The sequence below is a fragment of the Nonomuraea turcica genome, from assembly GCF_030718205.1.
Lineage (GTDB): Bacteria > Actinomycetota > Actinomycetes > Streptosporangiales > Streptosporangiaceae > Nonomuraea.
The window spans coordinates 81,985-106,732 of the sequence record NZ_JAUZQF010000011.1; the positions used below are offsets into that span (position 1 = coordinate 81,985).

Consider the following 24,748-nt stretch of genomic DNA (forward strand, 5'->3'; position numbering starts at 1 on the left):
GAACGCAGATGCCCTCCATAGGCTTATGCTACTGAGTGGCACTTTGAGCTGACGTCTATGAGAGGACCGCTATGCGCGCCTTGATCGTTGATCGTTCCGTACCCGGCGGCCTGCGGATCGGGGAGGTGCCCGAGCCGGTGCCTGCCCCGAACCAGGCGTTGGTGCGGATCAAGGCCACCTCGCTCAACTTTGGGGAGGTCAAGCACGGCATCGAGACGGCTGAGGAGGGAACGGTGCTCGGCTGGGACGCCGCCGGTGTCGTCATCCAGGCGGCGGCGGACGGGTCCGGTCCGGCCGTGGGCACTCCCGTCGTGACCCTCGAAGAGGGTGGAGGCTGGGCCGAGATCCGCGCCGTACGGACCGACTGGATCGGCGTGGTGCCCGAGCACGCGGAGCCGGGCGCGATCAGCACCATCCCGGTCGCGGCCGGCACCGCGCTGCGCACACTCCACCGGATCGGGCCCATCCTGGGGAGGAGGATCCTCGTGACCGGCGCCACGGGAGGCGTCGGCCGCTACGCCGTCCAACTCGCCAGACTCGGCGGCGCACACGTGATCGCCTCCACAGGCGATCCCGGCCAGCATGGTGAGACGTTGCGCGCTCTGGGCGCCCACGAGGTGGTGTCCCGTCCGGCGCAAGCCGGCGGCGAGCTCGACGGCGTGCTGGACATGGTGGGCGGCCCGCAGCTCGTGGAGGCCTTCGACCAAATGGGCGCGGGCGGCACGCTGGTGGCCGTCGGTCATTCCACAGGTGAGGGCGAGAACTTCCCGTTCGGCGCCCTGTTCAGCGGGCCCGGCCGTGATGATCGTTCGATCGTCACATTCATGCTGCTGTTCTGCGACGGGCTGGATCGGGATCTGACCTGGCTGGCCCAGCAGGTTGCGGACGGCGTACTGAGCCCGGAGATCACGTGGCGCGGCGGGTGGGACGACGTGCAGGATGCGGTGCGCGCCCTGGTCGAGCGCCGCCTGCACGGCAAGGCCGTACTCGACCTGGTTTGACGACGCCCACCTCCTGAGGAGCCGGCGCCGGCACCGGTCAGGCCGGCTCCTCCACTTGATGCACGGACCGACCGCCCTCGAACTCCAAGGCCACGTCGGAGCCAGGTACAGGCCCCGGCGGGCGGTCGCATCGAGTTCGTGGCCCTAGCGGTGCTCAATGGCGCAGCTCGTGGGGCAGCGCCTCCTGCGTCAATGCAGGCAATCTCGCGCAGGCATTGGCATATGCCGATTCTCCTGGCCAGCCGGTACGGACGCCGTGGGGCGGTCCTGCCGTTGGTCTCTCCTGAATGATCGGTAGCCTGCAAGTCACATGTAAGCCCGCACGTCTAGACATGCACATGAGAACGAAGACGCCGGAAATCCGCACGAAGACGGCGTTCCAGCCGTCATCGCCGCGAATGAGCCCGGCCATCTCGTTACAATGCGGACCCCGTTGAAGGAGGGAAACACGCTCTCTATGGCACTGGAGATCAGGTACCTCGGCCCGTGGCAGGTCCTGGCCGGTGACGAACCGGTCCGGCTCGCCGGGCAACGCCGAATCGGCGTGCTCGCCAGACTTGCCCTGGACGCCGGGCAGGCCGTACACACCGAGCGGATCCTCACCGACATATGGGGAGAAAGCTCCGCGGCGACCATGGCCAAACAACTCCACATCGTGATCTCCAAACTCCGCGAAACCCTGGGACCCCACACCGCCGAAGAGATCATCCAGACCATGCCCGGCGGCTACCTGCTCGCGCTCGAACCCGAGCACATCGACGCCCACCAGTTCACCCGCCTGGCCAAACGCGCCCGCACCGCCCAAGCGCAGGGAGCCACGGCCACCGCGGACGCCCTGTTCCGCACGGCCCTGCAGTTGTGGCGAGGCGAACCGCTGGCCGAACTGACCGCCCCCTGGGCACGAATCGAAGCCACCCGCCTGGGAGAAGAACACCTCACCGTCCTGGAAGACCACGCCGATCTCCGCCTCGCCGCCGGCGACCACCACGCTGTAGCCGCCGACCTGGCCCCACACGTGCGGGCGCACCCCCTGCGCGAACGCCCCGCCGCCCAGCTCATGCTCGCCCTGCACCGCGCCGGCCGCCCATCCGAAGCGCTCGCCGTCTACCAGGACACCCGCCGGATCATGGTCTCCGAACTCGGCATCGAACCCGGCGCCCAGCTACGCCGCCTGCACCAGGCCGTCCTGCTCAAGGACCCCGTCCTTGACCTGACCGCCCCGGCCCAACAGGTCACGCTCAGCGAGCCGTACATCCCGGCCGAACTGCCCGCCGACACCCGCGCCTTCACCGCCCGCGCCACCGAGATCCAGGACCTGCGCACCGCACTCGGCGACGGACCCGCCCACGGGCCTTCCATCACGGTGATCGACGGACCCGGCGGCATCGGCAAATCCGCCCTGACCGTCCACGTCGCCCACGCCGTGGCCGCCCGGTACACCGGCGGCGTCATCTACCTCAACCTGCACGGATCCACCCCCGGCCTCGACCCGCTGACCCCGGCCCAGGCTCTGCGCCACCTGCTGCGCTCCCTCGGCCTGGACGGCGCCGCCGTCCCCGCCGACCCGGGCGAGGCCGCCGCCCGCTACCGCTCCCTGACCGCGACCGGCAACCTGCTGGTCATCCTCGACAACGCCCGCGACGTCCGCCAGATCCGCCCGCTCATCCCCGCCGGCCCAGGCTGCCGGGTGCTGATCACCAGCCGGGACCCGCTGGCCACCCTGGACAACGCCCGCCACCTTCACCTGGGCATCCTGGATGCCGCCGACGCCGCCGCGCTCCTGTCGCGCCTGGCCGGCCCCGACCGGGTACGCGCCGAACCGCAGGCGGCCGAGCGGATCGTCCACCTGTGCGGCGGCGTCCCCCTCGCCCTGCGGATCGTCGGCGCCCGCCTGGCCGCCCGCCCCGACTGGACCCTGTCCGACCTGGAAACACGGCTGGCCGACGCCACCCGCCGCCTGGACGTGCTGGAGTTCGCCGACCTGGCCGTCCGCGCCAGCATCGCGGTGAGCCACCACCACCTCCAAGAAGAACCCACCGGCCGCGACGCCGCCCACCTGCTGCCCCTGCTCGGCCTGCTCGGCCTGCCCACCCACACCCCCGCCGCCACCGCCGCCCTGACCGGCTGGCCCCTCCACCGCGCCGAAGCCGCCTTGGAACGCCTCCAGGACGCCCGCCTCCTCGAACCCGCCGGACCCGACCACTACCAGTTCCACGACCTGGTCGGCCTTTATGCCCGCGAACGGGCACACGAGGACCTGTCGGAGGAGGAACGCACCGCCGCCGTACGACGCGCGTTCCACCACTACCTGACCACCCTCTGGATGGCGAGCACCATGCTCGCCAGCGATGCCGTACTGCGATGCCCCGTCGAGTTGCCCGACATCACCTTCAAGGACCACGCGGAGGCGGGACGATGGGTCCAGGGCGAGCGGGACAACCTGCTCGCCGCCGCGCAGCAGGCGTTGGCCGGCCCCGACCCGGCGACGGCCATCGGCCTGGTCATCGGACTCCATTGGCCCTTTTGCTACCAGGGCTGGCACACGCAACTGGCCGGCGTCTACGCGCAGGCCATCGAGGTGGCCGATCGCATCGCGGCATGGGAGGACAAGGCCCAGCTCCGGAGCTTCCTGGGTTGGGTTTACCGAGACCAGGGCCGCTACGACGCCGCGATCGCGGAACTGAAGACGACTCTCACCGACTGGGACCGCGCGGAACTGCCCCGAAGAAAGGTAGGAGCCCTCAACAACCTCGGTGTCATCAACACGATCGTGGGCCGCCTCGACGACGCGCTCGGCTACCTGGAGTCCGCTTTGGCGCTCAACGACGAGGCCGAACGCCCTGTGGCAACGGCCTTGATCCGCAACAACCGGGTGCACGTCTATTGCCGTCAGGGGCGCCTCGACGAGGCGATGGCGGAAGCACACCGGCTGGTGGAGCTGTGGCCGAAGGCGGACCCGCTCGCCGGTGCGGGCACGGCACACGACTCGCTGGGCGACGTCTACCGCCACGCCGGCCAGCTGACCGAGGCGGTGGAAAGCTACACGATGGCCGTGCGACTGCTCCACGAGTCGGGATACCGCCTGGGGGAAGCCGTGTCACGCTGGTGGCTCGGCGTCACGCTGCACGCCCTCGAACGGCACGGCGAAGCACGGAAACAGTGGGAGGAGTCCGTCCGCCTCCTGCGCGACGCCCGCCTGCTCACGCCCCGGGAGGCGACCGAGATCCTCGCCCAGGCGGTGCCGGAAACCCCCCGGCCGATCAAGAACATGCTCTGACCCTCGGGCGGCGAATCAGCAGCTGATCTTCGTGTTGCCGGCGGTGGCGGCGCCGGCGCTGTCGGAGTACATCCAGACACGCCAGTTGTGGGTGCCCTTGCATGTCGCATAGACCACGGCTCTCCTGTTGCTCCATTTGGTGTCCCAGGTGTCCCGGGCCATGGTCTCCCAGCCGTACCACCGCTGGCGCTGAAGGCGCAGCTCGACTCGGCCCTTACAGTCGCTCGACACAGAGCCCGCGTCGACGACATCCCGGTAGCCATCCTTTTTCGCCTTGCCGGGGAACAGTATGCACTTCGCCGCACTGACGGCTCCGGCCTGGGCAGACGCAGCCGATACCGGCTGAGCTGCCGCGACCAACCCGGCTGCCAGAACGGGTACGACGACCGTCGCGGCCAGACGCGCAGGAATGCTCCGCACAACAGGACCACTCTTTCGTTACGAGAAATACCGCAAGCCCCCGGATCAAGGACTTAGGGATGAAGTGGACTTTAGTGATGCTCGGTATGTCCTCGGTATGTTGTTCAGGTCACCTGCTAATCGATCCCGAGGCCCTCGAAAACACCGCTATACCCAGGGGCGGGGGAAGGTGTCGCCGTCCAACCGGTCGCCCACGGCGAGTCCGAGAGGATCGGTCACGATGTGTTCGCTCCCGCTGAAGGTGGTCGCCTCGTCCATATAGATGGTGACGTGCGCGAACCGGGCCTGGCCGGTGCGGTTGGGCAGCGCCATGTGGCCGGTGTAGCCACTGTGGAAGGTGCAGTCGCCGGCCCGCAGCGGCACGGTGACCCGGGGGATCCAGCGCAGGGACGGGTCCATCGCGAACAGGTCTTCCTCGTGGTGGAGGTCCTGCGGACGCAGGCCGGTCCGATCCTGGGTCCCGGGCAGGAAGGTCATGCAGCCTCGCTCCGGCGGCACGTCGACCAGCGCGATCCACGCCGACAGCGGCAGCCGGTCGCCCGCATGCGGCCAGTACGGACGATCCTGGTGGAACTCCGTGGCGGCGTTGTTGTGCGGCTCCTTGACCAGCATCTGGTCGTGCCAGAGCCGCAGCGGGAACCCGGCGAGCTGTTCGGCGATCCGGCCGAGCCGCGGGTCGAACGTGAGCTCCCGCAGCGTCCGGTCGCGTTGCCAGACGTTGACCAGCTGGCTGAAGACGCCGTGCTTCTCCAGACTCTCCGCGCGATGCGCCTCCAGGAACGCCTCGGCGGCGGCCCGGAACCGCTCGACCTGACCCGGCTCGAGAACGCCCCGGACTCGGACGAAACCGTATTCACGGTACGCCGCCACAAGCTCCTCCGGCACCCGGCCGTCGGCGCCCACGTCGCTGCGGGACTGCCCGGCCGTCGTCATCGTCATCACTGACCTCCAAGGTTCTCGCGGCTGGGATACCACCCAGCGTCGACGAGACGCACCGTCAAGGGCTAGGCCGATCCCGGCGAATAGTCGTACGATCCCGACATGCCTGCCACGCTGCACGAACACGCGCTGTTCGCGGGGAGCCCGGTCTTGGCAGGTGTCCACCACGTGGATCTCGACCTCGAGCCGCACGCGCACGACTTCCTCGAGATCGCCGTCATCGGAAGCGGTAAGGGACGGCACGTGACCAGCCAGGGCGAGCACCCGCTGCGGCGCGGGCAGGTCATCGTGCTCCGCCCCGGCGCCTGGCACGGCTTCCTGGACTGCACTGACCTGACCGTCGCCAACTGCTGCCTGTCCGCCCATGCCCTGCGAGCCGAACTGGCGGCACTGTACGACATCCCGATGCTGCGCCGGACGCTGTGGACCGACCCGGTGGCATCCGGCACACACGGCGTGGCGATCACGACCGTCGATCCGGCCGCCGCAGAGGAGGCCATCACGGAGATCAGCCTGCTTGAACGGGACCTCGGAGCCGACCAGGGCCGGCCAGGCCGCGTCCTGGGCCGGCTGATCACCGTGCTCGGCATCCTGGCCGACGGCCGTGACCCCGAACGGGAGACGCCCGAGTCCGCCATCCACCCCGCTGTCGCCGCCACCATCGCCCGGCTCGAGGCAGCGCCCGCCGATCCGTGGCGGCTCGATGACCTCGCTCGGGCGGTCAACCTCGACCCCGCCTACCTCGGCCGGCTGTTCGGACGCTACGTCGGGCTGACGCCGCTGGGCTTCCTGGCCCGGCTGCGGGCCGAGCGCGCCGCCACGTTACTGGCACACTCGACCCTGCCGGCTGCCCGGGTCGGCGCCGCCGTCGGCTGGGACGACCCGACCTACTTCGCCCGCCGCTTCCGGACACTGGTCGGACTGACACCCACCGAGTACCGGCGACGTAGCCGCTCAACCGCCCATGCGCAGCTCAGCACCCCAGCCGAGTCGACGGACGAGCGGCGCAGGTCGCGCCGCTTGCCGCCGTTGTCGACCACGTAGCAGATGGCGTCCACGATCCGGCGGCGGCAGCACTCTTCGATCAGTTGTTCACGGCGAGGTGGACGATGGTTTCGGTGCCGTCGTCCCAGCGCCACGGCACGTGGTGGCCCTTTAGATGCACGCCGCCGATCCATCGGTCGATGCCGTTGAGGGCGATCTGGTCGGCCTCGCCGGCCAGCACCCGTGCCCCGGTGTCGGTCAGGCGCACGCCCGTCGTCCCCTCGACGGGGCGGCCGGACGGGTTGAGGCGCAGCAGCGGGTGCGGCCCTTCCGCCATCCGGTCCATCCGGCCGAAGCACGTGGTGTCCCCCATGTACGGCCTCGTCTCCCGTGCCCCGGCCCGCACGAAGGCCGTCCCGGCGTCGGGTGCGCCATCGGCGACGGCGGCCAGCACCCGCCGCTCGGTCAGCGACAGGCCGTCCCGCGTCGCCGGATACTCCCGGCTGAGCCGGTCGAACGCCTCGCCCATGAACCGCAGCTCGCCCAGCCGCGCGGCGGCGATGGCGCCCAGACCCTCGGGGGTGGGCGCGCGGAAGGCCGCCCACGCGCGGGTGGCCAGCTCGAGCGCCGCCGAGGTCAGCCGCGCGCACGCGTTCGTGTGCGGCAGCTCCCGCAACTGCTCGGCGGTCAGCTCCCCGAGGCCGCCGAAGCGGGCGATGCCCGCGTGTTCGCCTATGCAGATCAAGGTGATGCGCTCGGCGGGAACGCCCAGATCGGCCAGGCGGGCGAGGATCTCAGCGATCTGCAGCTGGTCGTACAGGTCCGCCTCGAACCACAGCACGTATTCCCCGCCGCGGTTGGCCTCCAGCGCCTGGTCCCGCTCGGTGAACTGGCGCGTCGCCACGGCGCGTTCGGCGCTCTCGTAGCCGGTGAGGTAGTCGACCCTGATCCGGCGCAACTCGGCCGGCGCGACCTCGGGCACCGGTCCCTCGTGCAGGATGTCGCGCCAGTAGACCACGCGCCGTGCGAGCCCGGTGCCCGGCACGTCGGTGCCGTCGCCGTTGCTGATGTGGAGCGCGTCGGGCATCCAGTCGAGCGGGGAGTCGTCCGGCGTCGTGCCCGGGTGCTCAGCGAGGAGCCTGCTGCGGGCGGTCGCGTACGATTCGCCGGTCTTGGCCATCCGGGCGCGCACGCGCCGCTTGAAACCGGCATGCTTGGTCATGATCGTCTCCCGCGTCCCGTCCGCGGATCCCCCAGCGATCGCTGCGGCGGGCGCACGATCGACGAATGACGCCCCGGCCGAGAGATGGGTCTCCCTTTGCCTCCGTCGGGTGACCCGGCTGGGGCGGGTCGCCGGAGGTTGGGCGCGGACGGTCGCCACCTCTTAAGGTACTCGGCGGCCGGTACGTCGCGCGATCCCTCCCGCTTAGTGCGCTCGATTCCTCATGAACCAGAGCGTGTGATGAGGAGTCTTGTGCCGGAGGACATAGTCAGGGTTCCGCCTTTCCGGTCTACTGGCTGTCATGGTCGCTGGCGGTGGGGTAACGGTCAGGCGTGCCGCGGAGGCAGTCAGGTTCGGGAGCGGGGGGCCGCTCGGACGGGCGAAACGCGGGTCGGAGGGATCGGCTGCGTCGCGGCGAGAGATTTCTCCGGGTCCGTGTCGATCCGCGGGCCGCTCGTTCGACCTGTGGGTGCGAGGGCCGAGAGGCGGCCCCGCCGGACGAGGAGAACGCGATGTCGAAATACCTGCTGATCATGCGGGGCACCGACGAGTCGAACGCGGCCATGATGGCCAACATTGACGAGATGATGGCCACGACCCGCCAGTTCATCGAGGAGATGGTCAAGGCCGGCGTTCTCCTTGCGGCGGAAGGGCTGGACGATCCGCGCAAGGGCGTCGTGGTCGACTTCAGCGGCGAGGCCCCGGTGGTCACGGACGGGCCGTACGGCGAGACCAAGGAACTGTTCGGGGGCTTCTTCCTGCTCGACGTCGCCTCGAAGCAGGAGGCGGTCGAGTGGGCCAAGCGGGTCCCGGCGGCCCCCGGGTCCAAGATCGAGGTCCGCCGGGTGCCCGGGAGCGACGAGGTCCCGCAGGTCGGCGAGTGATCATCAAGGACGGGGCCGGGCGCGAGAGCAACGGCCAGATCTGATGGGTACGACCGATGTCGAGGCCGTCTGGCGGATCGAGTCGGCGCGGATCGTCGCCGCGCTGGCCCGGTTCACCGGCGATTTCGGGCTGGCCGAGGACGCGGCCCAGGAGGCGGTGGCCGAGGCGCTGGTGTCGTGGCCGCTCGCCCCTCCGGCCAATCCGGCCGGCTGGCTGATGGCCACGGCCCGGCGGCGGGCGATCGACGCGATCCGCCGCCGGGCCGCCCTCCAGGACCGATACGCCCTGCTGGCGGCCGACTTGGCGGCCGACTCGGCGGTTGACGAAGTAATCGATCCTGACAAGATCGATGACGACGTGCTGGCGCTGATGTTCGTCAGCTGCCACCCGGTGCTCTCCCCCGAGGCCCGGGTGGCGCTGACCCTGCGCGTGGTCGGCGGCCTGTCCAGCGAGGAGATCGCCCGCGCGTTCCTCGTACCCGTGCCGACCGTGCAGGCCCGCATCACCCGGGCCAAGAAGACGATCGCGGCGGCCCGGGTGCCGTTCGAGCTGCCGCCGGCCGCCGAGCGCCGGGAGCGGCTGGGCGGCGTGCTCAGCGTCCTCTACGTGATCTTCACTGAGGGGTCGACGGCCACGTCGGGCGACCAGCTGCTGCGCCCCGACGTCGCGTACGAGGCGATCCGGCTGGCCCGCACGCTGGCCGCGCTGCAGCCGGACGAGCCGGAGGTGCACGGCCTGCTGGCGTTGTGCGAGCTGACGGCCGCGCGTTTCCCGGCCCGGACCGGCCCGGACGGTTCGCCGGTCCTGCTCGACGAGCAGGACCGGCGGCTGTGGGACTTCTCGGCGATCCGCCGTGGGCTGGCCGCTCTGGCCAAGGCATCGACTCGCGGCCTCGGCCCCTACGGCCTGCAGGCCGCGATCGCCGCCACCCACACATCGGCGCCCTCGGTCGAGGCGACCGACTGGGACCGGATCGTGGTGCTCTATGAGGCACTCGGCCGGGTCGCACCCTCGCCGGTGGTCGAGCTCAACCGGGCCGTCGCCGTTGCCATGGCCTCGTGCCCGGCGCAAGCCCTGGCCATCGTGGACGAGCTGATCGCCTTGGACCGGCTCCCCGGTTCGCATTTGGTTCCGACCGTACGCGGTGAGCTGCTGGCCCGACTCGGACGGCGGCCGGAGGCGCGCGCCGAGCTGGAGCTGGCGGCCCGGCTGTGCGCCAACCAGCGCGAACGCTCAGTGCTGCTGCGCAAGGCGGCCGCGCTGGGCTGACTTCTCCAGCTCGGCCAGCCGGGACTCACACGCTGCCCGAATGCCCTCGATCGCATCGGCCCTTGACGGCCGAATCCCCGAATGCGGACGGTGGGAGCGCGGCGAACCCGGGGAGAACCTCGCCCACGGTCGGCGGCGTTGGCCGATCTGGGGCCCCGCCGTCCCCTGCCCGGACGTCTTCGGGGCAGCGGTCACTGGCCCGTGCCACCTCCGGGAAGGGTTCGGGATGAGAGTGCGTTGAGGCGAGGGCACCGGGGTGGGCTGAAGAACGTTCACCCCCGGTTGCGGAATCCGGCTGACGTGAGTACTCCGGGACACGATGACGACCGGGTGGACCGCGCTCCGCCCCAGGAGGGAACGGGTGCCGATGAGCCTGCGCCAGTTCGAGTACGCCCTGGCGGTTGCGGCGGAGGGCTCGGTGACGGCGGCGGCGGAGTTGCTGCACGTCGCCCAGCCGTCGATGTCCCAGCAGATCCGCAACCTGGAGCGCGACCTCGGCGTGACGCTGTTCGCCCGAACGCCGGCCGGACTGGTGCCCACCGCGGTCGGCCAGGCGTTCCTGCGAGAGGCGCAGGTCGCGGTGAGCGCGGCGCGGCGGGCGAGGGCAACAGCGCAGGCCAGTGCGGATGACCTGGTGGGCGAGCTGGTCGTCTCGGCGCAGCTGGGCTTCGGCACGCGGCAGCTGCCAGGTGCGCTGAGCGTGCTGCGGCGCCGCTTTCCGCGGCTGGAGGTCACCGTTTTCGAGGAGTCGAGCTCCGCTGAGCTGGAGCGGCTGTGCCGCAGGGGTGCGGTGGACCTCGCCCTGATGGCGGCGTGCAAGCGGAGCCCTGCGGACGCCCACCACCTCGGCGAGGAGGAGTTCGTCGTGGTGCTGGACGCCGGGCACCGGCAGCTCGCCGCGGACCGGGTCGAGCTGCGCGAGCTGGAGGGGGAGTCGTGGGTGAGGTTCGACCGCGACAGCGCACTCGACGGCGTACTGCTGGAGGTGTCGCAGGACAACGGGCTGACCCCGGCCACGGTCGCCCGCGTGTCCCAGACGGCGACAGCTGTGCGGTGGGCCGCCCACGGCCTGGGCGTGACGCTCGTCCCGGCCTCCGCGGTGCCCCGCGGTTATGAGCACCTCGCGCGTCCGGTGTTCCCGGCCGTGTCCCAGCCTGTCATCGCCGTGGTCCCGTCCAGCGCGGGGCCGGCGGCGACGGCTCTGCTCGAGCTCCTGCGTCAGGAGACCTGGGACAGCTCCGCCTCCTTTCGCCGGTCAGGCGCTGGGGCCGGTGAGCTTCACAGGCCAATCAGAGCTGGGTGACTCCGCCGTCCACGGCGAGCTCAATGCCGGCGGTGTACGTCGCGTCGAAGGCGAGGAACGCGGCCGCAGTGGCGATCTCGTCGAGGGTGCCGAAACGCCGCATGGGATTGTCCGCGACGCGCTCTGCCTTGAACTGCTCGGCGGCCTCCTTGGTCATTGAGCGCTCCAGAATCCCTGTGTCGATGGGACCGGGGCTGATCGCGTTGACGCGAATCGTGCGCGGAAGCAGCTCGCGGGAGAAGCTACGGGCCATGGAGCGCAGCGCCGCCTTGCCGGCCGCGTAGACACTGGTGTCCAGCATGCCGACGGTGCCGGCGACCGAGGTGGTGAGGACGACGCCGGCGCCCACGCTCAGCAGCGGGGCGAGCTTCTGCACGGTGAAGAAGGCGCCCTTGACGTTGATCGCGAACAGCTCGTCGTACATCTCCTCGGTCGTCGACTCGAACGGCGTGAGGACTGTGATGCCCGCGTTGACGAACAGGGCATCGATCGTGCCGAGCTCGACCTTCACCCGGTCTGCCAGGGCATCCAGGTCGGACAGCGAGGACACGTCGCCGCGGAAGGCCACCACGTTCTCGCCGAGCCGCTCCCGCGCGGCGTCGAGCGTGGCCTGAGAACGGCCGGTGATCGCCACGCGGGCTCCGCCGTCCGCCAGCAACGTCGCGATCGCGAGCCCAATGCCGCTGCTGCCACCGGTGACCACTACATTCTTGTCGCGGTATTTTTCCATGTCAGAATTCCTTCGTTCGTTGATGTGACAGCTCGGCGGCGACGCCCGGCTCTCGCTCCGAATACGGGCCACCGAATTCCTGGTGCCGAATTCGGGGTGCCGAATGCAGTCGGCGTCAGTTCCTGGGGAATTCGCCGCCGTCCACGGAGAAGTAGGTCCCGGTGATCCAGCTCGCCCGGTCGGACACGAGGAACAGCACCGCGTTGGCGATGTCGTCAGGCTGGCCGTCGCGCCCGAGCGGGGGTGTGGCGGTCGCGACCGATTCCTCGTCGTCGCTCGCCCACCGCTTCCGCGTCTCCTCGCCGCCGGGTGTGGAGGTCCTGCCGGGGCCCAGGGCGTTGACCCGGACTCCGAACGGGGCCAGCTCCGCGGCCAGCGCCCGGCTGTAGCTCTCCAGCCCCGCCTTGGCCGCCTGGTAGTGCGCGAACGCCGGCAGCGGCGGCAGGAGCGCGGCTGTGGAGATGTGCACGATCGCCCCCGATCCCCGTTCCCGCATCCCCGGTGCCAGCAGCGAGTTCAGCCGCACCGCCGCCAGGAGGTTCAGCTCCAGCGTGTCCTGCCAGTCCTCAGCAGGGATCGTCATGGCGCTGGCGCCATCGTTGGCCCGCGCTCCACCCGCGTTGTGGACCAGGATGTCCACCCCGCCGAGCGTCTCCTGCGCGGCCGCGGCCAGCGCCTGCGTCCCAGCCTGTGTCCGGATGTCGGCTGTCACGAAGGCGGCCCCCTCCGGCGCCGTGTACGTGGTCGACCTGGCGGTGGCCAACACCTCGGCGCCCGCGTCCAACAGCTGACGCACGACGGCCGCTCCGATTCCGCGGGAACCACCTGTGACCAGGGCTCGCTTTCCCTTGAGCTCTCGCGTCTCAGATCCGTTCTCGAACGTGGTCATGCCACCATTCCTCTCGATTGCGCGCTCATTCGCTCGACGTAACAAGAACCGATCGCGGTGTGCACCTCGTCGAGCGGATTCACGGTACGTCGGGAAAAGAACGAGAGGCAAAGACGAAATGTCAGCAGACGCTATAGGAGATTCCTATGGCGTCGCGGCTCCCAATGCCGCGAAGACTGTTGCTTTCACGGTGTGACTGTTTTTGTGGTGGTGTTCGTCTCGCCTGGGTCTGGGATCCTCGATAGGAGGCGATGTAGCGCGCAAGGCGATCCAGGAAGAGGTCCCGCAGCACAAGAGGATGCGGATCGCACCTTCAGACGGGCCGCGCACCGCCGCACCGCCGAGGTCGCCACCGACTGATGTCCTCCTGCAACGGTCGCACCTACATGGCTGACTCCGGTCCGAGACGCGAGCTCCCCGATGCGCACATCGCCTCCCGGCTAGATTTATCACCAACGACGCGACCTGCGTATTTACGCCTTACCGCGTGACCGCGCAAGCAAAAGAAGTTGCGCTCTCATCGGCCTCCCATGCTACGGTTTCGATCAGTTAAGCCCCTCCGAAATCCACCATCCCGTCGGGCTCGGAGCGGGTACGGGTCGAATGGCGTCGGTTATCTCTTTCTCGAAAAAAGATCGCATCCGGTGTCGCTTCTCATATCCGTATCCGCTCCCGGCTCGACGGTCTTCGGTGTGGTTCGGTGAGGGCACGGGTCGAAGTTCGTCGGTTACCACTTTTAATGGGGCGGTCGCAGGTTCGAGTCCTGCCCGGGGCTAACGCTCCGGTAGCTCAGTTGGCCAGAGCACCAAACGCCGGTGAACATCCCACATCCGTGTCTTCTCCGAACCACACCGATCCACTCGTCAGCCCTGCCGGGAGCACGGGTCGAATTCTGTCGGTTACCACACAGGTAAAGGTTCGACTCCTTTCTGGCCCACTCATGGGCCAGCATGCCCAGGTCGGCTGGGCGCCCGGCAGGAGCCCCACATCCGTGCCACCGGCAAGGCTGACGATCATGGGAGGGCGGGTCGAAGTCGTTCGGTTATCTTCCGGTACCGGCGGTCGCGGGGTTCAAGTCCCCGCTACGCGGCCTGGCCGCGCGTAGCTCAGCGGTAGAGCTCCGGTCTTGATCCGGTCGGCACACCCATATCCGCCCTCACCTCCCCCACATCCGCCGCCTGGCGGGTCGAACACCTTGGAGATCCTTCATGGCCCGCAACCGTGACCCTCTCGCAAGCGTTTCCGCATTCACCACCCCGCAGACCCAGCCTCTGCCCGGACGCACCGACCAGGTGAAGAACGCGGCGGGCGGCTACGTGTTCGCCAAGGACCTGTGGCGCAAGCTGGAGGACTTCCTGGTCCTCGGCACCACGGGCGGCACCTACTACGTGTCGCAGGATCAGCTGACGGCCGAGAACGTCAGCGTGTTGTTCGAGGCGATCGCCGAGGACGGCCCGCGCGTCGTCGAGCTGCTGACGGAGATCTCGACCGCGCGCCCGCCGCGCGCCCCGAAGCAGCGCCCGGCGCTGTTCGCGCTGGCCGCCGCTTACGCCAAGGGCGACGCGGCCACCCGCCAGGCGGCCAAGCCGGCGCTGCCGAAGGTGGCGCGCACCACCGACCACCTCGCTCAGTTCTTCGGCTACTACAAGAACCTGGGCGGCAAGCCCACCGCTCGCGGCACCGCGCCGGTCGTCGGCCGCTCGCTGCGTACCGCCCTCGCCTCCTGGTTCCTGTCGGACCGCGCGGACACCGTCGCGTTCAAGGTGTGCAAGGCCCGCCAGCGGAAGACCCCGCAGGGCGAGGCGTTCGACCTGCGCGATGTGCTGCGCATCGCGCACCCGAAGGCGGACAGCCCGGAGCGGGCGCGGCTGTTCGGCTGGATCGCCGGGAACGTCCCCGATGCCGAAGCGCGTGACGTGCTGGAGTCGGTGGACCGGTTCCTGGTCGCCAAGGCCGTCACCACACCGCGTGACGCGATCCACGTCGTGACCGAGCGGAAGGTGCCGTGGGAGTTCCTGCCCGACGCCATGCTGCGCGAGCCGAGCGTGTGGGAGGCGCTGATCGACACGGTCGGCCTGACCGCGCTCATCCGCAACCTGTCCCGCATGACCCGCATCGGCACCCTGCGTCCGATGAACGACGCGACCCGGCGCGCGGTCGCCCGGCTCACCGACCAGGGGGCGCTCCTTCGGGCGCGCATCCACCCGATGGACGCCTTCCTCGCGCTGCGCGTCTACGGCTCGGGCCGGTCCCAGCCGAACCCGCGCGCCGACGTACAGGCGTGGACGCCGGTCCCGGCGATCCTCGACGCGTTGGAGGAGACGTACGAGTTGTCGTTCGGCAGCGTCGAGCCTTCGGGCCGGCGACTGCTGGTCGCGGTGGACTCGTCCGGGTCGATGTCGGGTGACTGGCTCGGCAGCCGCGGCGTCGTGGTCGGCGGTTCGTCGATCGGTTCGCCGTACGAGGTCGGCTGCGCTCTGGCCGTCATGCTCGCCCGCATCGAGAAGGGGAACGTGCATGTCATCGACGTAGACACCAGTGTCCACGCTTCGAAGGTGACGCCGCGTACCAACCTCCAGGAGATCAAGAGCTGGCGGCCGTCCGGCGGCGGCACCGACCTGTCGCTGCCGTTCCGGTGGGCGCACGACCAGCGGATGGCCGTGGACGGCTTCGTGGTGTTCACCGACAACGAGACGTGGGCCGGGCGGTCTCACCCGTCGCAGGAGCTCGACGCCTACCGGCGCACGGTGGCAGCAGATGCCCGCGTCGTCGTGGCGGCGATGACGGCGGCGGGCTACTCGATCGGCGACCCTGCCGACGCGGGGGTGCTGAACATGGCGGGCCTGGACGCGTCGCTGCCGCTGATCGTGAACGGATTCATCCGCTCGTAGCCCCGAGCACGACGAAAGGCCCGGCCATCCTCACTAAGAGGATGACCGGGCTGGGAGGGCGTCCCAGCCGTGCGCGGGCCGCTTGGGCCGGGAATGCGACCTAAATGATTCTGATCCTGTAAATCATATGCATTGGGCCGTTGATCCCCATCGAGGAGGGATAAGCGCCCCAGAGGTTCCACTTTGGAAGCCGAAAGGTTCTGGAGGGCCCTCCCAAGTCATCGATGTATTCGATCTCCACATTGTTGTTCCCTGCGGAGATGAGGTCGACACCATAGATGGCTACGCTCATCGTGCCGCCGTTAGCGAAGCAATGGCGGTCCAGACCATTTTGAATAATCAGGAATTCACGTATGTGTCCACTTTCCTGCTCATTTCTTGCTCACCCGGCTCAACAGGGCCGAAAGCGTGCCGCATCCATGACGATCCGCCGCATGATCTCCGAGAGACAGAGACAGAGACAGAGGGAGTTGAATCGGTTCCGCAGAAGGCGCTGGCACGCGGCATCCCGCCAGCCGACGTGAAGCGGTGGCTGGGCACCGCTCGCCCGTGCGTGCGGCTGGCCCCTGCCGGCACGCCCGTCACGGTATTCACGCACGTAGCCAGCAACGAGTGAAGGCGAGCCCAGAAGGTCTATTCGTCGGCCTGCTGTCGCAGGACTTGTTCGCGGTTGATCTGCGCGATGCGGCGGGTGTGTTCGTCCCCCGTGAACTCGAAGATGGTTGTGGCCTGCTCGAATGCCGCAATGGCGTCGTCGAAGCGGCGCACCAGGTGCAGGGCGCCGCCGAGGTTGTTCAGGGCCGTGCCCTCACTGTGCCGGTCGCCGAGGCCGCGGTAGATGGCGGTGGCGTCTTGGTGGGCGGCGATGGCCTCGTCAAAGCGGCGCACCTGTTGCAGAGCGAGGCCGAGGTTGTTCAGCGCCTGGCCCTGGCCATGCCGGTCGCCCAGATCGCGGCAGATGGCGGTGGCGTCTTGGTGGGCGGCGATGGCCTCGTCAAAGCGGCGCACCTGTTGCAGGGCGAGGCCGAGGTTGTTCAGCGCCTGGCCCTGGCCATGCCGGTCGCCGAGATCGCGGTAGATGGTGACGGCATCCTGCTGGGCAGCGATGGCCTCATCAAAGCGGCCCACCTGGTATAGGGCGTTGCCGAGGTTGTTCAGCGCCTGGCCCTGGCCATGCCGGTCGCCGAGGCCGCGGCAGCTGGTGACGGCATCCTGGTGGGCGGCGATGGCCTCATCAAAGCGGCGCACCTGGCGCAGAGCGAGGCCCAGGTTGTTCAGCGCCTGGCCCTGGCCATGCCGGTCGCCGAGATCACGGTAGATGGTGACGGCATCCTGGTGGGCGGCGATGGCCTCATCAAAGCGGCGCACCTGGCGCAGAGCGAGGCCCAGGTTGTTCAGCGCCTGGCCCTGGCCATGCCGGTCGCCGAGGCCGCGGTAGATGGCGGTGGCGTCTTGGTGGGCGGCGATGGCCTCGTCGAAGCGGCGCACCTCGCGCAGAGCGAGGCCCAGGTTGTTCAGCGCCTGGCCCTGGCCATGCCGGTCGCCGAGGCCGCGGTAGATGGCGGTGGCGTCTTGGTGGGCGGCGATGGCCTCGTCGAAGCGGCGCACCTCGCCCAGGGCGAGGCCGAGGTTGTTCAGCGCCTGGCCCTGGCCATGCCGGTCGCCGAGATCGCGGCAGATGTCCAGGTCTTGCTGGTGGGCGGCGATGGCCTCATCAAAGCGGCGCACCTGTTGCAGGGTGCCACCGAGGTTGGTCAGCGCCGCGCCTTCGCGGTAGCGGTCGCCGAGATCACGGAAGATGGTGACGGCGTCCTGCTGAGCGGCGATGGCCTCATCAAAGCGGCGCACCTCGCGCAGGGTGCCACCGAGGTTGGTCAGCGCCGCGCCTTCGCCGTGCCGGTCGCCGAACTCGCGGAGAATGGTGACCGCATCCTGCTGGGCGGCGATGGCCTCATCAAAGCGGCGCACCGCGCCCAGAGCGAGGCCCAGATTGGTCAGCACCGTGCCTTCGCCGTGCCGGTCGCCGAACTCGCGGAGAATGGTGACCGCATCCTGCTGAGCGGCGATGGCCTCATCAAAGCGGCGCACCGCGCCCAGAGCGAGGCCCAGATTGGTCAGCACCGTGCCTTCGCCGTGCCGGTCGCCCAGATCGCGGAAGATGGTGACGGCGTCCTGCTGAGCGGCGATGGCCTCATCAAAGCGGCGCACCTCGCTCAGGGCGTTGCCGAGCCTGGTGAGCGCCGCCGCTTTCATTACCCTGTCGCTGAGATGCTTGCCGGCGGTCACTGCGAGGGTGTCGACGGTGACGCGATCGTCGAGAGCACGCCGCCAGGACAGATAGGCGTCCAGGTAGGTCGGCAGATGGTAGGCGGTGCGATGGCGGCCGGAGGCTTCAGCGAGGACAGCGGCGGTGACCAGGTTGGGGCGTTCGGCGTCGAACCAGGCCACGGCATCATCTCGTCCGGTGAAGCGGTCCGGGACAGGCTGACCGGGCAGGACACGCAGGTGGGCGTCGGCGGCAATGGCGGTATGCAGATAGAAAGCCAGCAGTCGGTCCAGCGCCTGATCGCGGTCGTCCGCGGCTGCTTGCGTGCATCCCTGCTGATCGGCGTACAGGCGGACCAGGTCGTGCATGCGCCATCGACCGGGGGCCGGGGTGGTGAGCAGGTGCGCCCGGGCCAGCGCGGCCAGGTGCCGGCGTACCGTCGGCTCCGGCGTACTGGTCAGGGCGGCGGCGGCCTGGAGGGAGATGTCCGGGCCGGGGTTGAGGGGCAGTAGCCGGAACAATCGGGCCTGCTCGGGCTGGTCGGCCAGCAGGCGCTGGTAGGACAGGTCGAACGCGGCTCGCACAGCTACCGGGCGGCCGTGCGGGTCGAGGTCGCCGGCATCCAGGGCGTCCAGCCGCTGGCGAGTGTCGGTGAGTTCGGTCGCCGCCTCGGCCAGCGGGCGGTCGGGTTCGGCGCGTAGCAGGGCGGCGATGATCTGCAACGCCAGCGGTAGCCGCCCGCACAGCCGGACGATCTCCTCCGCGGACTCAAGCTCGGCGTCGACGCGCGGATCGGACCGGCCTGCCTGCAGGGCGGTGCGTAGCAGGTCGAGGGCCTCTGCTGCGGGCAGGATGCCCAGGTCGAGCAAGTGGGCCGGCAGGGTCAGGGTATGCCGTGAGGTGATCAGCAGACGGTGACAGGGCTGAGCCGGCAGCAGCGGCTCGACCTGGCCGGTGACGGCGGCATTGTCGGCCACCACCAGCACCGGCAGCCCTTGGCGGGCGCGGTCGGCCAGCACCGACCGATACAAGCCCAGCTGCTCCTCGCCGGTGGGCGGCAGGTCGGCGTCGCGGATGCCGATCGCGCGCAGCAACTGCCCCGCCGCAGCTGCGGCCGATACGCGTTCGCCGAGGCCGAGGGTGTAGCCGCGCAGGTCGATGAAGAACACCCCGCCGCCGAACCAGCCCTCGGTCATTGCCCGGTGGGCGGCCACCAGCGCCAGCGCGGTCTTGCCGACCCCGGCCATCCCCGCCACCGCCGACACCACCACCCCCGGTCCGCCCCCGCCTGCCGGGTTCAAGAACGCCAGCACCTCACTCAGAGCCTTGGTGCGGCCGACGAAGCCGAACGGCGCGGCGGGCAGACCCGCCAGGGCCTGCGGGGCAGGGCCGGTGACCTGCATGGTGACGTCGCGGGCCAAGGTCACCGGCGCGTAGAACGTCCCGCCGCTGATCTCGTTGCGGGTGGCATCATCCCCGGCCTGATCATCAGCCGTACGCGGCTCACTCACCGGGGCTGCTCCGAGCCATCCGGACCTTCCGAGGGCGAGGGAGGAGGCGGGGTCGGTGGAAGCACGGGCGGGCCGGTGATGTCCCGGGCCATCGTGACAGGCGCGTGGAAGGTGCCGCCCTTGATCGTGTTATTTGTGTCGCCTGCCCCGGTGATGGTGGTGTGGCCGGCGTCTGCGCCCGAGCGTGCAGCAGTTGCCGAGGAAGAGACCGGGCTCGAAGCCTGGCCACGGCGTGCCAGGACAACTCCGTACACCGAGATGCCCAGCCCGGCCAGGGCGACGAACACGCCGACCACGCTAGCCAGCTGATCGGCCTGCTCCAGATCCAGCACGATGAAGATCACACCCAGCGCCCCGGCCACCAGACCACCGACCAGCAGCGAGATCCACAGCCATGGGCTCTTCCGCGTCACCATGCCGTCATGGTCTACCTGCTCGACGCATGCCGCACTGAATGTGTGCAAACCGAAACGAAGCCAGCTCCACGCCGGTACGGTGCCCGCAGGGACGCTGCGCACCTCCGTGTGGGTGGTCTCCCGCTGGCGATCTCCGCATTGGAGATCCCGCGGGAAAGGCAGATCAACACCTCCCTCTCCCGCTCGGTCAGCTCGTCCAGGCAGGCCAGCCTGCGGTCGCGGGCCGCACGTTGCCCGGTGGTGGTGGTGAGGAGGCTCTTGGTGGCGTTACGCGACATCACGGTGTGTCCCTCGGCGGCGACACGGACCAGGCCGATCAGGTCCTGCGGAGGGGTGGACTTCAGCAGGAAGCCCGACGCGCCCGCGTGGAGCGCGCGCAGCACGTAGTGGTCAGCGTCGAACGTGGTCAGCACGACGACGTGCGGCGGCCTGGCCAGCTCGGCGATCCGGCCGATGGCGGTGATCCCGTCGGCTCCTGGCATCCGCAGATCCATCAACACGAGGTCCGGCCGATGGCGGATGACCTCTTCCAGCCCTGCCGCTCCGTCGTACGCCTCGTCGACCACCTCGATGTCACCGGCCGAGCCGAGGATGGTGCGCAAGTGTGCGCACACCATCGGCTCGTCATCGACCACGACGCCCCTGACCGTCTCGCTCATACCGACACCTGAGTGGGCAAGGTCGCCTGGATTTCGAAGCCGCCGTTGCCGCACGACCTCGCCGACAGTGTGCCGTTGACCAGCTCGACCCGCTGTCGCAGTCCCAGCAGTCCGGTGCCGGGCCCGGCGCCGGCCAGTGCTGGGTCGGCCGTGCGGGTGGGCGCGGTGTTGTGCACGATCAACCGCACGACGTCGCGGTCGTAATGCACATGAACGCGGGCGAACGCGCCGGGAGCATGTTTGCGCACGTTGGTCAGCGCCTCCTGAGCGACCCGGTGGGCGGTACGGCCCACGACGAGTGAGACCTGCGACCGGTCCCCACGCTCGACGAGCTCGACGGGGACGCCCACAGACTCCGACTCGGCGATCAGCGTTTCGAGATCGGGCAGCACCCGCTGACCCATGGTGTCGGGCTGGGCGTCGCTTTCGGCGTCGCGCAGGATCCCGACGAGGTCGCGGAGTTCCGAGTACGCCACCGGCACCATCCGGGCAAGCCTGGCCGCCGTCCCCCGGCGCGGACGGCTGTTCGCCGCCAAGGCCGTCGTCGTCGGCTTGGTCACCGCCGTCGCGGGACTGGCGACGGCGCTCACCTCGTTCCTCATCGGCCAGTGGGTCTTCGCCACCAGCGGGGTGCCGCATGCGGGTATCGGCGATCCGGAGGTGGCGCGGGCCCTGCTCGGGGGCGGGCTCTACCTGGCGCTGATCGGGCTGCTCGGCCTGGCGCTGGGATCCCTGACCAGATCGACAGCCGCCGGCGTCACCCTGCTCATCTCGCTGACCATTCTCGTCCTGGCCATACTGCAACTTCTGCCGCAGCGGGTTGCGCACCTTTGGCCGACCATTGCCGGTATGCAGGTCGTCGCGACGCTTCCCCACTCATCGCCATGGCCCGGCTTCCTGCTGTTCACCGCCTTCATCGCCGTGTTCGCCGCCGCCGCCCTCCTGATGTTCTGCCGCAGAGACGCGTGAGAGCACTAACCAGCATCGGGACGAAAGTCCCGTTAAGAGGGCCCCCCGTGGGCGGCTCACTGTGACTTTCGTCCGGAGGTGCCTGGCCGCCCGAAACTGTCCTATTCGACGCGTTCGGCGTTGGAGTCGTAGCCGCCCCCGCCCGGGTAGACCCAGGCTCCGATGAGGCTGCGGCCGTCGGGGCTGAAGGTGCCCTGGTAGTAGGCGGGGGAACCTCGATCACCCGCCCAGATGGTGAGGGTGTCGCCCTCGAGTTCATAGGTGTAGTCGAGGGTGCTGCCGTCGTCGCCGTAGTAGCGAGACTTGATGTCGGTGCTGGGCTCGGCCATCAGCTTGCGTTCCCGGCCGATGATCTCGATGCCGTGGGTGTCGCCCAGCTCGACATCCTGCTGGAGGAAGAAGTCGTTCAGCCAGCGGTAGGTCACGGTTCCTCCATGCCCTCCGGTGATCTTCCACGTGCCGACGAGCCTGGCCAAGGCCTGCAGTGCTGGGTCGTTGGTCATCGCCGTCTCCTTCAGAGTGGGTTCCTGCCTTTACAGACCGGCGTCAGCGAGAAAACTCATCGGTCCGCAAGACGTACAAGCCGCCGAAGTCCACCTCGAACTCCACGGCCGCTGCACCTAGGGACCGCGCTCAACCGACGGCATCCCCACCCACACATGGCGGGCGGCTTTGGACAGGTGATCGGAAACGAGGAAGTGCGAGTCAGGACAGCGCCCGGATGCACGGCGACCACCTGGACCCGGTGGTCGACGACCTGCTGGCGCTCCCGGCATGGAAAAGATAGCGACGGTGGTCTGCATCATGATTTCTCCGATTCGACGTACAGTTCGGGGCGCCGGTCCATGTGTACGTCGTTGAGCATGCTGATGGATTTGTCGCGCGCCTGCGCGAGGTCGACGGTCGCCGTGATGAGAGCCTCCTCACCGAGGTGCAGCTGCGTCACGGGGTAGCCGTCCGCGTCGACGATGACGCTGCCGCCGAGCCACTTCTGCCCGCGCTCGGTGCCCGCGCGGTCCGCGACCGCGACGAACATGCGGTTGATGGCGGCATTCGCCTGCACACGTACGATCTCGCCCGGCCGCTCGCCGTGCGGCCGCGGGTACAGCGGCCAGTTGACCGGCCCGCACAGTACTTCGGCGCCGGCGAGTGCGACGAACCGCACCCACTCCGGGAACTCGAGGTCGTAGCAGATCATCATGCCGATACGCCCGTGCGGCGTGTCGATCACGGGCGGGCGGTCGGAGCCGGGCGTGAAACCGCAGCTCTTCTCGCCATTCCACAGGTGCGCCTTGCGGTATGTGGCGCGCAGGCCGGTCTCGTCGATAAGCAGGGCGGTGTTGTACGCGTCCACGCCGTCGAGCTCGGCGAATCCGCTGACCACGACCAGCCCGTGCGCGGATGCGAGCGCCCTCAACTCACGGATCGTCGCGCCGTCGAGCGGCTCGGCCGCGCTCCGCAGCTCGTCGAGGTCGTGAAACATGTAGCCGGAGTTCGCCAGCTCGGGCAGCACGACGATCTGCGCGCCGCGGGCGGCGGCCTCGAGCACCGTGCCGCGGATCCGCCGCCGCGTCTCATCCGCGGCGCCGAGTACCGGTTCGAGCTGGCAGCATGCGACGGTGACATGCCGGGGCGGTTGAGCGAGCGAGGCGCGGCTCACTGTACTGATCCCTCCAGCTCCACCTCGTTCGTCTCTCGCACTGCTGCTTCGGCGGTCATGTCGAGGTTCCGCGAGAACAGCAGGTACAGGCCGCCGGAAACGACGAGTCCGACTGCGAACGAGAAGTCGGCGCCGCCCATGCGCTCGGCAATAGGTCCCACGAAGAAGCTGATCGAGACGAACGGGATCATGACGAGAATTCCGATCACGTACGCGACGACACCGCGCCACTGCCAGCGGCCGTACAGTCCGTTCGGCTTCAGGATCTCGGCGACCGCGTACCTGCCGCGCCGTACCAAGTAGAAGTCGACAAGGTTCACGGCCGTCCACGGTACGAGGAAGTACAGCATGAGCAGCACGAAGCTGGTGAAGCTGTTGAGATAGTTGTCGGGGATGAACAGCGCGATGATGAGCGATGCCACTCCCACGATCACAAGGCCGATCACTCGCAGGCGCACCGTCGGTTTCACCTGCCTGAAAGCGTCGACGGCGCTCGTTCCGGTCAGCATGGCGCCGTATGCGTTGACGCCCATGACCGATATGAGTGCGAGCACCGACACGACCACGGTGATGGTGCCGAAGCCGGGGAACAGCAGGTCGCCGACCTCGCGCAGGGCGCTGATCGGGTCCGCGTTCGGGATGTAGCTGGCCAGGATCGCGCCGAGCGACATGAGCCAGACCGCCGAGACCGCCGCCCCCGCGTACACCGAGGAGATGAGCCCGGGGGCCGAGACTTTCGCCGGCAGGTAGCGCGTGTAGTCGGAAACGTAAACGGCGTAGCTGATGTTGTAGCCCGCAGCCAGCGAGAACTGCACGAGGAAGGCCGTCGTGTCCCAGCCCGCCTGAGCGGCGGCGGCGTCGGGCATCACTGGTGTCGTCGAGAAGTGCACGATCGCGACGACCGTGACAATGGCGAACACCGCGATGAGTATGTACGTCAGCCAGCGCTGCACCAGATGTAACAGGTCATGCCCGACCACCGCGATGGTAATGGAGAGTGCGATGAGCACCGGATACCAGAACAGCTTCACGTCCGCGAACATGCCGATGCCCTGCGTGGCCAGGATCGTGTCGAACACCAGGAAGCCGACGTAGACGAAAACCGTGGCGGCGAATGGCACGAGGGCGCCGCGGCTGCCGAACTGAGCGCGCGACTGGATCATCTGCGGCAGCCCCATGCGTGGCCCCTGATTGGCGTGGAAGGCCATGAAGAACGTACCGAAGCACGCGCCGAGCAGCACGGCGAACACGCTGAACCAGACGTTCAGTCCCATCGCGGGGCCGACGAATCCGGTCGTGAGCGTGGGCAGCACGAAGTTGCCGGCGAACCAGAACGGACCCTGGTGCCAGACCTTTCCGCGGCGTTCGGCGTTGGGGACATAGTTGATCGAGTGCTGCTCGATCACACGGTCGCGATTGGTGGCTTCTGCTGTGGTGGACATCATCATTCCTTCCGG

Annotated in this window: 20 protein-coding genes and 1 pseudogene; 8 read left to right on the plus strand and 13 right to left on the minus strand. The window is 69.1% G+C overall.

The window, feature by feature from the left end:
* Positions 1-71 precede the first annotated feature (71 nt).
* Positions 72-1,001 (plus strand): zinc-binding dehydrogenase, encoded by a 930-nt coding sequence (locus Q9G87_RS27675; RefSeq protein ID WP_305919408.1) that lies wholly within the window; start codon positions 72-74, stop codon positions 999-1,001.
* Between the two features lie 433 nt (positions 1,002-1,434).
* Positions 1,435-4,278, plus strand: coding sequence for an AfsR/SARP family transcriptional regulator (locus tag Q9G87_RS27680; RefSeq protein ID WP_305919409.1), 2,844 nt, complete (start codon positions 1,435-1,437; stop codon positions 4,276-4,278).
* A 15-nt stretch (positions 4,279-4,293) separates the two neighbouring features.
* Here the strand turns inward: Q9G87_RS27680 and Q9G87_RS27685 are convergent, their stop codons facing one another.
* Together Q9G87_RS27685 and Q9G87_RS27690 are read right to left on the minus strand one after the other, a co-directional pair.
* Complete coding sequence (locus Q9G87_RS27685) at positions 4,294-4,509, minus strand: hypothetical protein (protein WP_305919410.1); 216 nt, start codon at positions 4,507-4,509, stop codon at positions 4,294-4,296.
* A 336-nt stretch (positions 4,510-4,845) separates the two neighbouring features.
* Entirely contained in the window at positions 4,846-5,637 is a 792-nt protein-coding gene (locus Q9G87_RS27690) for a phytanoyl-CoA dioxygenase family protein (protein ID WP_305919411.1), read from the minus strand.
* 102 nt (positions 5,638-5,739) lie between these two features.
* On the opposite strand from Q9G87_RS27690, the gene Q9G87_RS27695 reads away from it, so the two are divergent.
* Entirely contained in the window at positions 5,740-6,681 is a 942-nt protein-coding gene (locus Q9G87_RS27695; RefSeq protein WP_305919412.1) for a helix-turn-helix domain-containing protein, read from the plus strand.
* A gap of 40 nt (positions 6,682-6,721) precedes the next feature.
* Here the strand turns inward: Q9G87_RS27695 and Q9G87_RS27700 are convergent, their stop codons facing one another.
* Positions 6,722-7,843, minus strand: coding sequence for a DUF1835 domain-containing protein (locus Q9G87_RS27700; protein WP_305919413.1), 1,122 nt, complete (start codon positions 7,841-7,843; stop codon positions 6,722-6,724).
* Positions 7,844-8,355: 512 nt separating this feature from the next.
* On the opposite strand from Q9G87_RS27700, the pseudogene Q9G87_RS27705 reads away from it, so the two are divergent.
* The 3 genes and pseudogenes from Q9G87_RS27705 to Q9G87_RS27715 all read left to right on the plus strand — a co-directional run bounded on the left by Q9G87_RS27705 (position 8,356) and on the right by Q9G87_RS27715 (position 11,300).
* A pseudogene (locus Q9G87_RS27705) lies at positions 8,356-8,771 on the plus strand (YciI family protein).
* The gene (locus tag Q9G87_RS27710) at positions 8,771-9,997 is read left to right on the plus strand and encodes an RNA polymerase sigma factor (RefSeq protein ID WP_305919415.1); all 1,227 of its coding nucleotides are present in this window, start codon (positions 8,771-8,773) and stop codon (positions 9,995-9,997) included. Before Q9G87_RS27705 ends, Q9G87_RS27710 begins: the two are co-directional and overlap by 1 nt.
* Positions 9,998-10,316: 319 nt before the next feature.
* Positions 10,317-11,300 carry a LysR family transcriptional regulator gene (locus Q9G87_RS27715; RefSeq protein WP_305919416.1) on the plus strand — a complete coding sequence of 328 codons (984 nt, stop codon included), beginning with the start codon at positions 10,317-10,319 and terminating at the stop codon, positions 11,298-11,300.
* On the opposite strand, the gene Q9G87_RS27720 is transcribed toward Q9G87_RS27715, so the two are convergent.
* Together Q9G87_RS27720 and Q9G87_RS27725 are read right to left on the minus strand one after the other, a co-directional pair.
* Positions 11,287-12,030, minus strand: a complete 744-nt coding sequence (locus Q9G87_RS27720; protein ID WP_305919417.1) for an SDR family oxidoreductase — start codon at positions 12,028-12,030, stop codon at positions 11,287-11,289. The two genes, Q9G87_RS27715 and Q9G87_RS27720, sit on opposite strands and share 14 nt — an antisense overlap.
* Positions 12,031-12,145: 115 nt before the next feature.
* Positions 12,146-12,919 carry an oxidoreductase gene (locus Q9G87_RS27725; protein ID WP_305919418.1) on the minus strand — a complete coding sequence of 258 codons (774 nt, stop codon included), beginning with the start codon at positions 12,917-12,919 and terminating at the stop codon, positions 12,146-12,148.
* Positions 12,920-14,127: 1,208 nt separating this feature from the next.
* Between Q9G87_RS27725 and Q9G87_RS27730 the strand changes: the two genes are divergently transcribed.
* Complete coding sequence (locus tag Q9G87_RS27730) at positions 14,128-15,810, plus strand: TROVE domain-containing protein (RefSeq protein ID WP_305919419.1); 1,683 nt, start codon at positions 14,128-14,130, stop codon at positions 15,808-15,810.
* A gap of 100 nt (positions 15,811-15,910) precedes the next feature.
* Here Q9G87_RS27730 and Q9G87_RS60805 read toward each other — a convergent pair whose 3' ends face one another.
* From Q9G87_RS60805 to Q9G87_RS27750, 5 genes are all read right to left on the minus strand, one after another.
* Positions 15,911-16,165: a beta/gamma crystallin domain-containing protein gene (locus tag Q9G87_RS60805; protein ID WP_371825843.1), complete on the minus strand. Its 255-nt coding sequence runs from the start codon at positions 16,163-16,165 to the stop codon at positions 15,911-15,913.
* A gap of 278 nt (positions 16,166-16,443) precedes the next feature.
* Complete coding sequence (locus tag Q9G87_RS27735) at positions 16,444-19,479, minus strand: tetratricopeptide repeat protein (protein ID WP_305919711.1); 3,036 nt, start codon at positions 19,477-19,479, stop codon at positions 16,444-16,446.
* A 104-nt stretch (positions 19,480-19,583) separates the two neighbouring features.
* Positions 19,584-20,003 carry a hypothetical protein gene (locus Q9G87_RS27740; RefSeq protein WP_305919420.1) on the minus strand — a complete coding sequence of 140 codons (420 nt, stop codon included), beginning with the start codon at positions 20,001-20,003 and terminating at the stop codon, positions 19,584-19,586.
* A gap of 11 nt (positions 20,004-20,014) precedes the next feature.
* Positions 20,015-20,662: a response regulator transcription factor gene (locus Q9G87_RS27745; protein ID WP_305919421.1), complete on the minus strand. Its 648-nt coding sequence runs from the start codon at positions 20,660-20,662 to the stop codon at positions 20,015-20,017.
* On the minus strand, positions 20,659-21,222 hold the full coding sequence (locus Q9G87_RS27750) for a sensor histidine kinase (protein ID WP_305919727.1): 564 nt from the start codon (positions 21,220-21,222) through the stop codon (positions 20,659-20,661). Before Q9G87_RS27750 ends, Q9G87_RS27745 begins: the two co-directional genes overlap by 4 nt.
* Here Q9G87_RS27750 and Q9G87_RS27755 point away from each other — a divergent pair.
* Positions 21,215-21,631: a hypothetical protein gene (locus Q9G87_RS27755; RefSeq protein ID WP_371825833.1), complete on the plus strand. Its 417-nt coding sequence runs from the start codon at positions 21,215-21,217 to the stop codon at positions 21,629-21,631. The genes Q9G87_RS27750 and Q9G87_RS27755 overlap by 8 nt on opposite strands.
* Positions 21,632-21,732: 101 nt before the next feature.
* On the opposite strand, the gene Q9G87_RS27760 is transcribed toward Q9G87_RS27755, so the two are convergent.
* The 3 genes from Q9G87_RS27760 to Q9G87_RS27770 all read right to left on the minus strand — a co-directional run bounded on the left by Q9G87_RS27760 (position 21,733) and on the right by Q9G87_RS27770 (position 24,733).
* A complete protein-coding gene (locus Q9G87_RS27760) occupies positions 21,733-22,134 on the minus strand; it encodes a hypothetical protein (RefSeq protein ID WP_305919422.1) in 402 nt (133 codons plus the stop codon).
* Positions 22,135-22,433: 299 nt separating this feature from the next.
* Positions 22,434-23,291 (minus strand): nitrilase-related carbon-nitrogen hydrolase, encoded by an 858-nt coding sequence (locus Q9G87_RS27765; RefSeq protein ID WP_305919423.1) that lies wholly within the window; start codon positions 23,289-23,291, stop codon positions 22,434-22,436.
* Positions 23,288-24,733, minus strand: coding sequence for a purine-cytosine permease family protein (locus Q9G87_RS27770; protein WP_305919424.1), 1,446 nt, complete (start codon positions 24,731-24,733; stop codon positions 23,288-23,290). The genes Q9G87_RS27765 and Q9G87_RS27770 overlap by 4 nt, the downstream gene beginning before the upstream one ends.
* Positions 24,734-24,748 lie beyond the last annotated feature (15 nt).

Bases quoted from the DNA above. Each gene is read 5' to 3' on its own strand.
- Q9G87_RS27690 (WP_305919411.1), bottom strand. From the start codon at position 5,637: ATGACGATGACGACGGCCGGGCAGTCCCGCAGCGACGTGGGCGCCGAC.
- Q9G87_RS27675 (WP_305919408.1), top strand. From the start codon at position 72: ATGCGCGCCTTGATCGTTGATCGTTCCGTACCCGGCGGCCTGCGGATC.
- Q9G87_RS27715 (WP_305919416.1), top strand. From the start codon at position 10,317: ATGACGACCGGGTGGACCGCGCTCCGCCCCAGGAGGGAACGGGTGCCG.
- Q9G87_RS27710 (WP_305919415.1), top strand. From the start codon at position 8,771: ATGGGTACGACCGATGTCGAGGCCGTCTGGCGGATCGAGTCGGCGCGG.
- Q9G87_RS27745 (WP_305919421.1), bottom strand. From the start codon at position 20,662: ATGAGCGAGACGGTCAGGGGCGTCGTGGTCGATGACGAGCCGATGGTG.
- Q9G87_RS27770 (WP_305919424.1), bottom strand. From the start codon at position 24,733: ATGTCCACCACAGCAGAAGCCACCAATCGCGACCGTGTGATCGAGCAG.
- Q9G87_RS27760 (WP_305919422.1), bottom strand. From the start codon at position 22,134: ATGACCAACGACCCAGCACTGCAGGCCTTGGCCAGGCTCGTCGGCACG.
- Q9G87_RS27740 (WP_305919420.1), bottom strand. From the start codon at position 20,003: ATGGTGACGCGGAAGAGCCCATGGCTGTGGATCTCGCTGCTGGTCGGT.
- Q9G87_RS27725 (WP_305919418.1), bottom strand. From the start codon at position 12,919: ATGACCACGTTCGAGAACGGATCTGAGACGCGAGAGCTCAAGGGAAAG.
- Q9G87_RS27720 (WP_305919417.1), bottom strand. From the start codon at position 12,030: ATGGAAAAATACCGCGACAAGAATGTAGTGGTCACCGGTGGCAGCAGC.
- Q9G87_RS27735 (WP_305919711.1), bottom strand. From the start codon at position 19,479: ATGCAGGTCACCGGCCCTGCCCCGCAGGCCCTGGCGGGTCTGCCCGCC.
- Q9G87_RS27695 (WP_305919412.1), top strand. From the start codon at position 5,740: ATGCCTGCCACGCTGCACGAACACGCGCTGTTCGCGGGGAGCCCGGTC.
- Q9G87_RS27700 (WP_305919413.1), bottom strand. From the start codon at position 7,843: ATGACCAAGCATGCCGGTTTCAAGCGGCGCGTGCGCGCCCGGATGGCC.
- Q9G87_RS27730 (WP_305919419.1), top strand. From the start codon at position 14,128: ATGGCCCGCAACCGTGACCCTCTCGCAAGCGTTTCCGCATTCACCACC.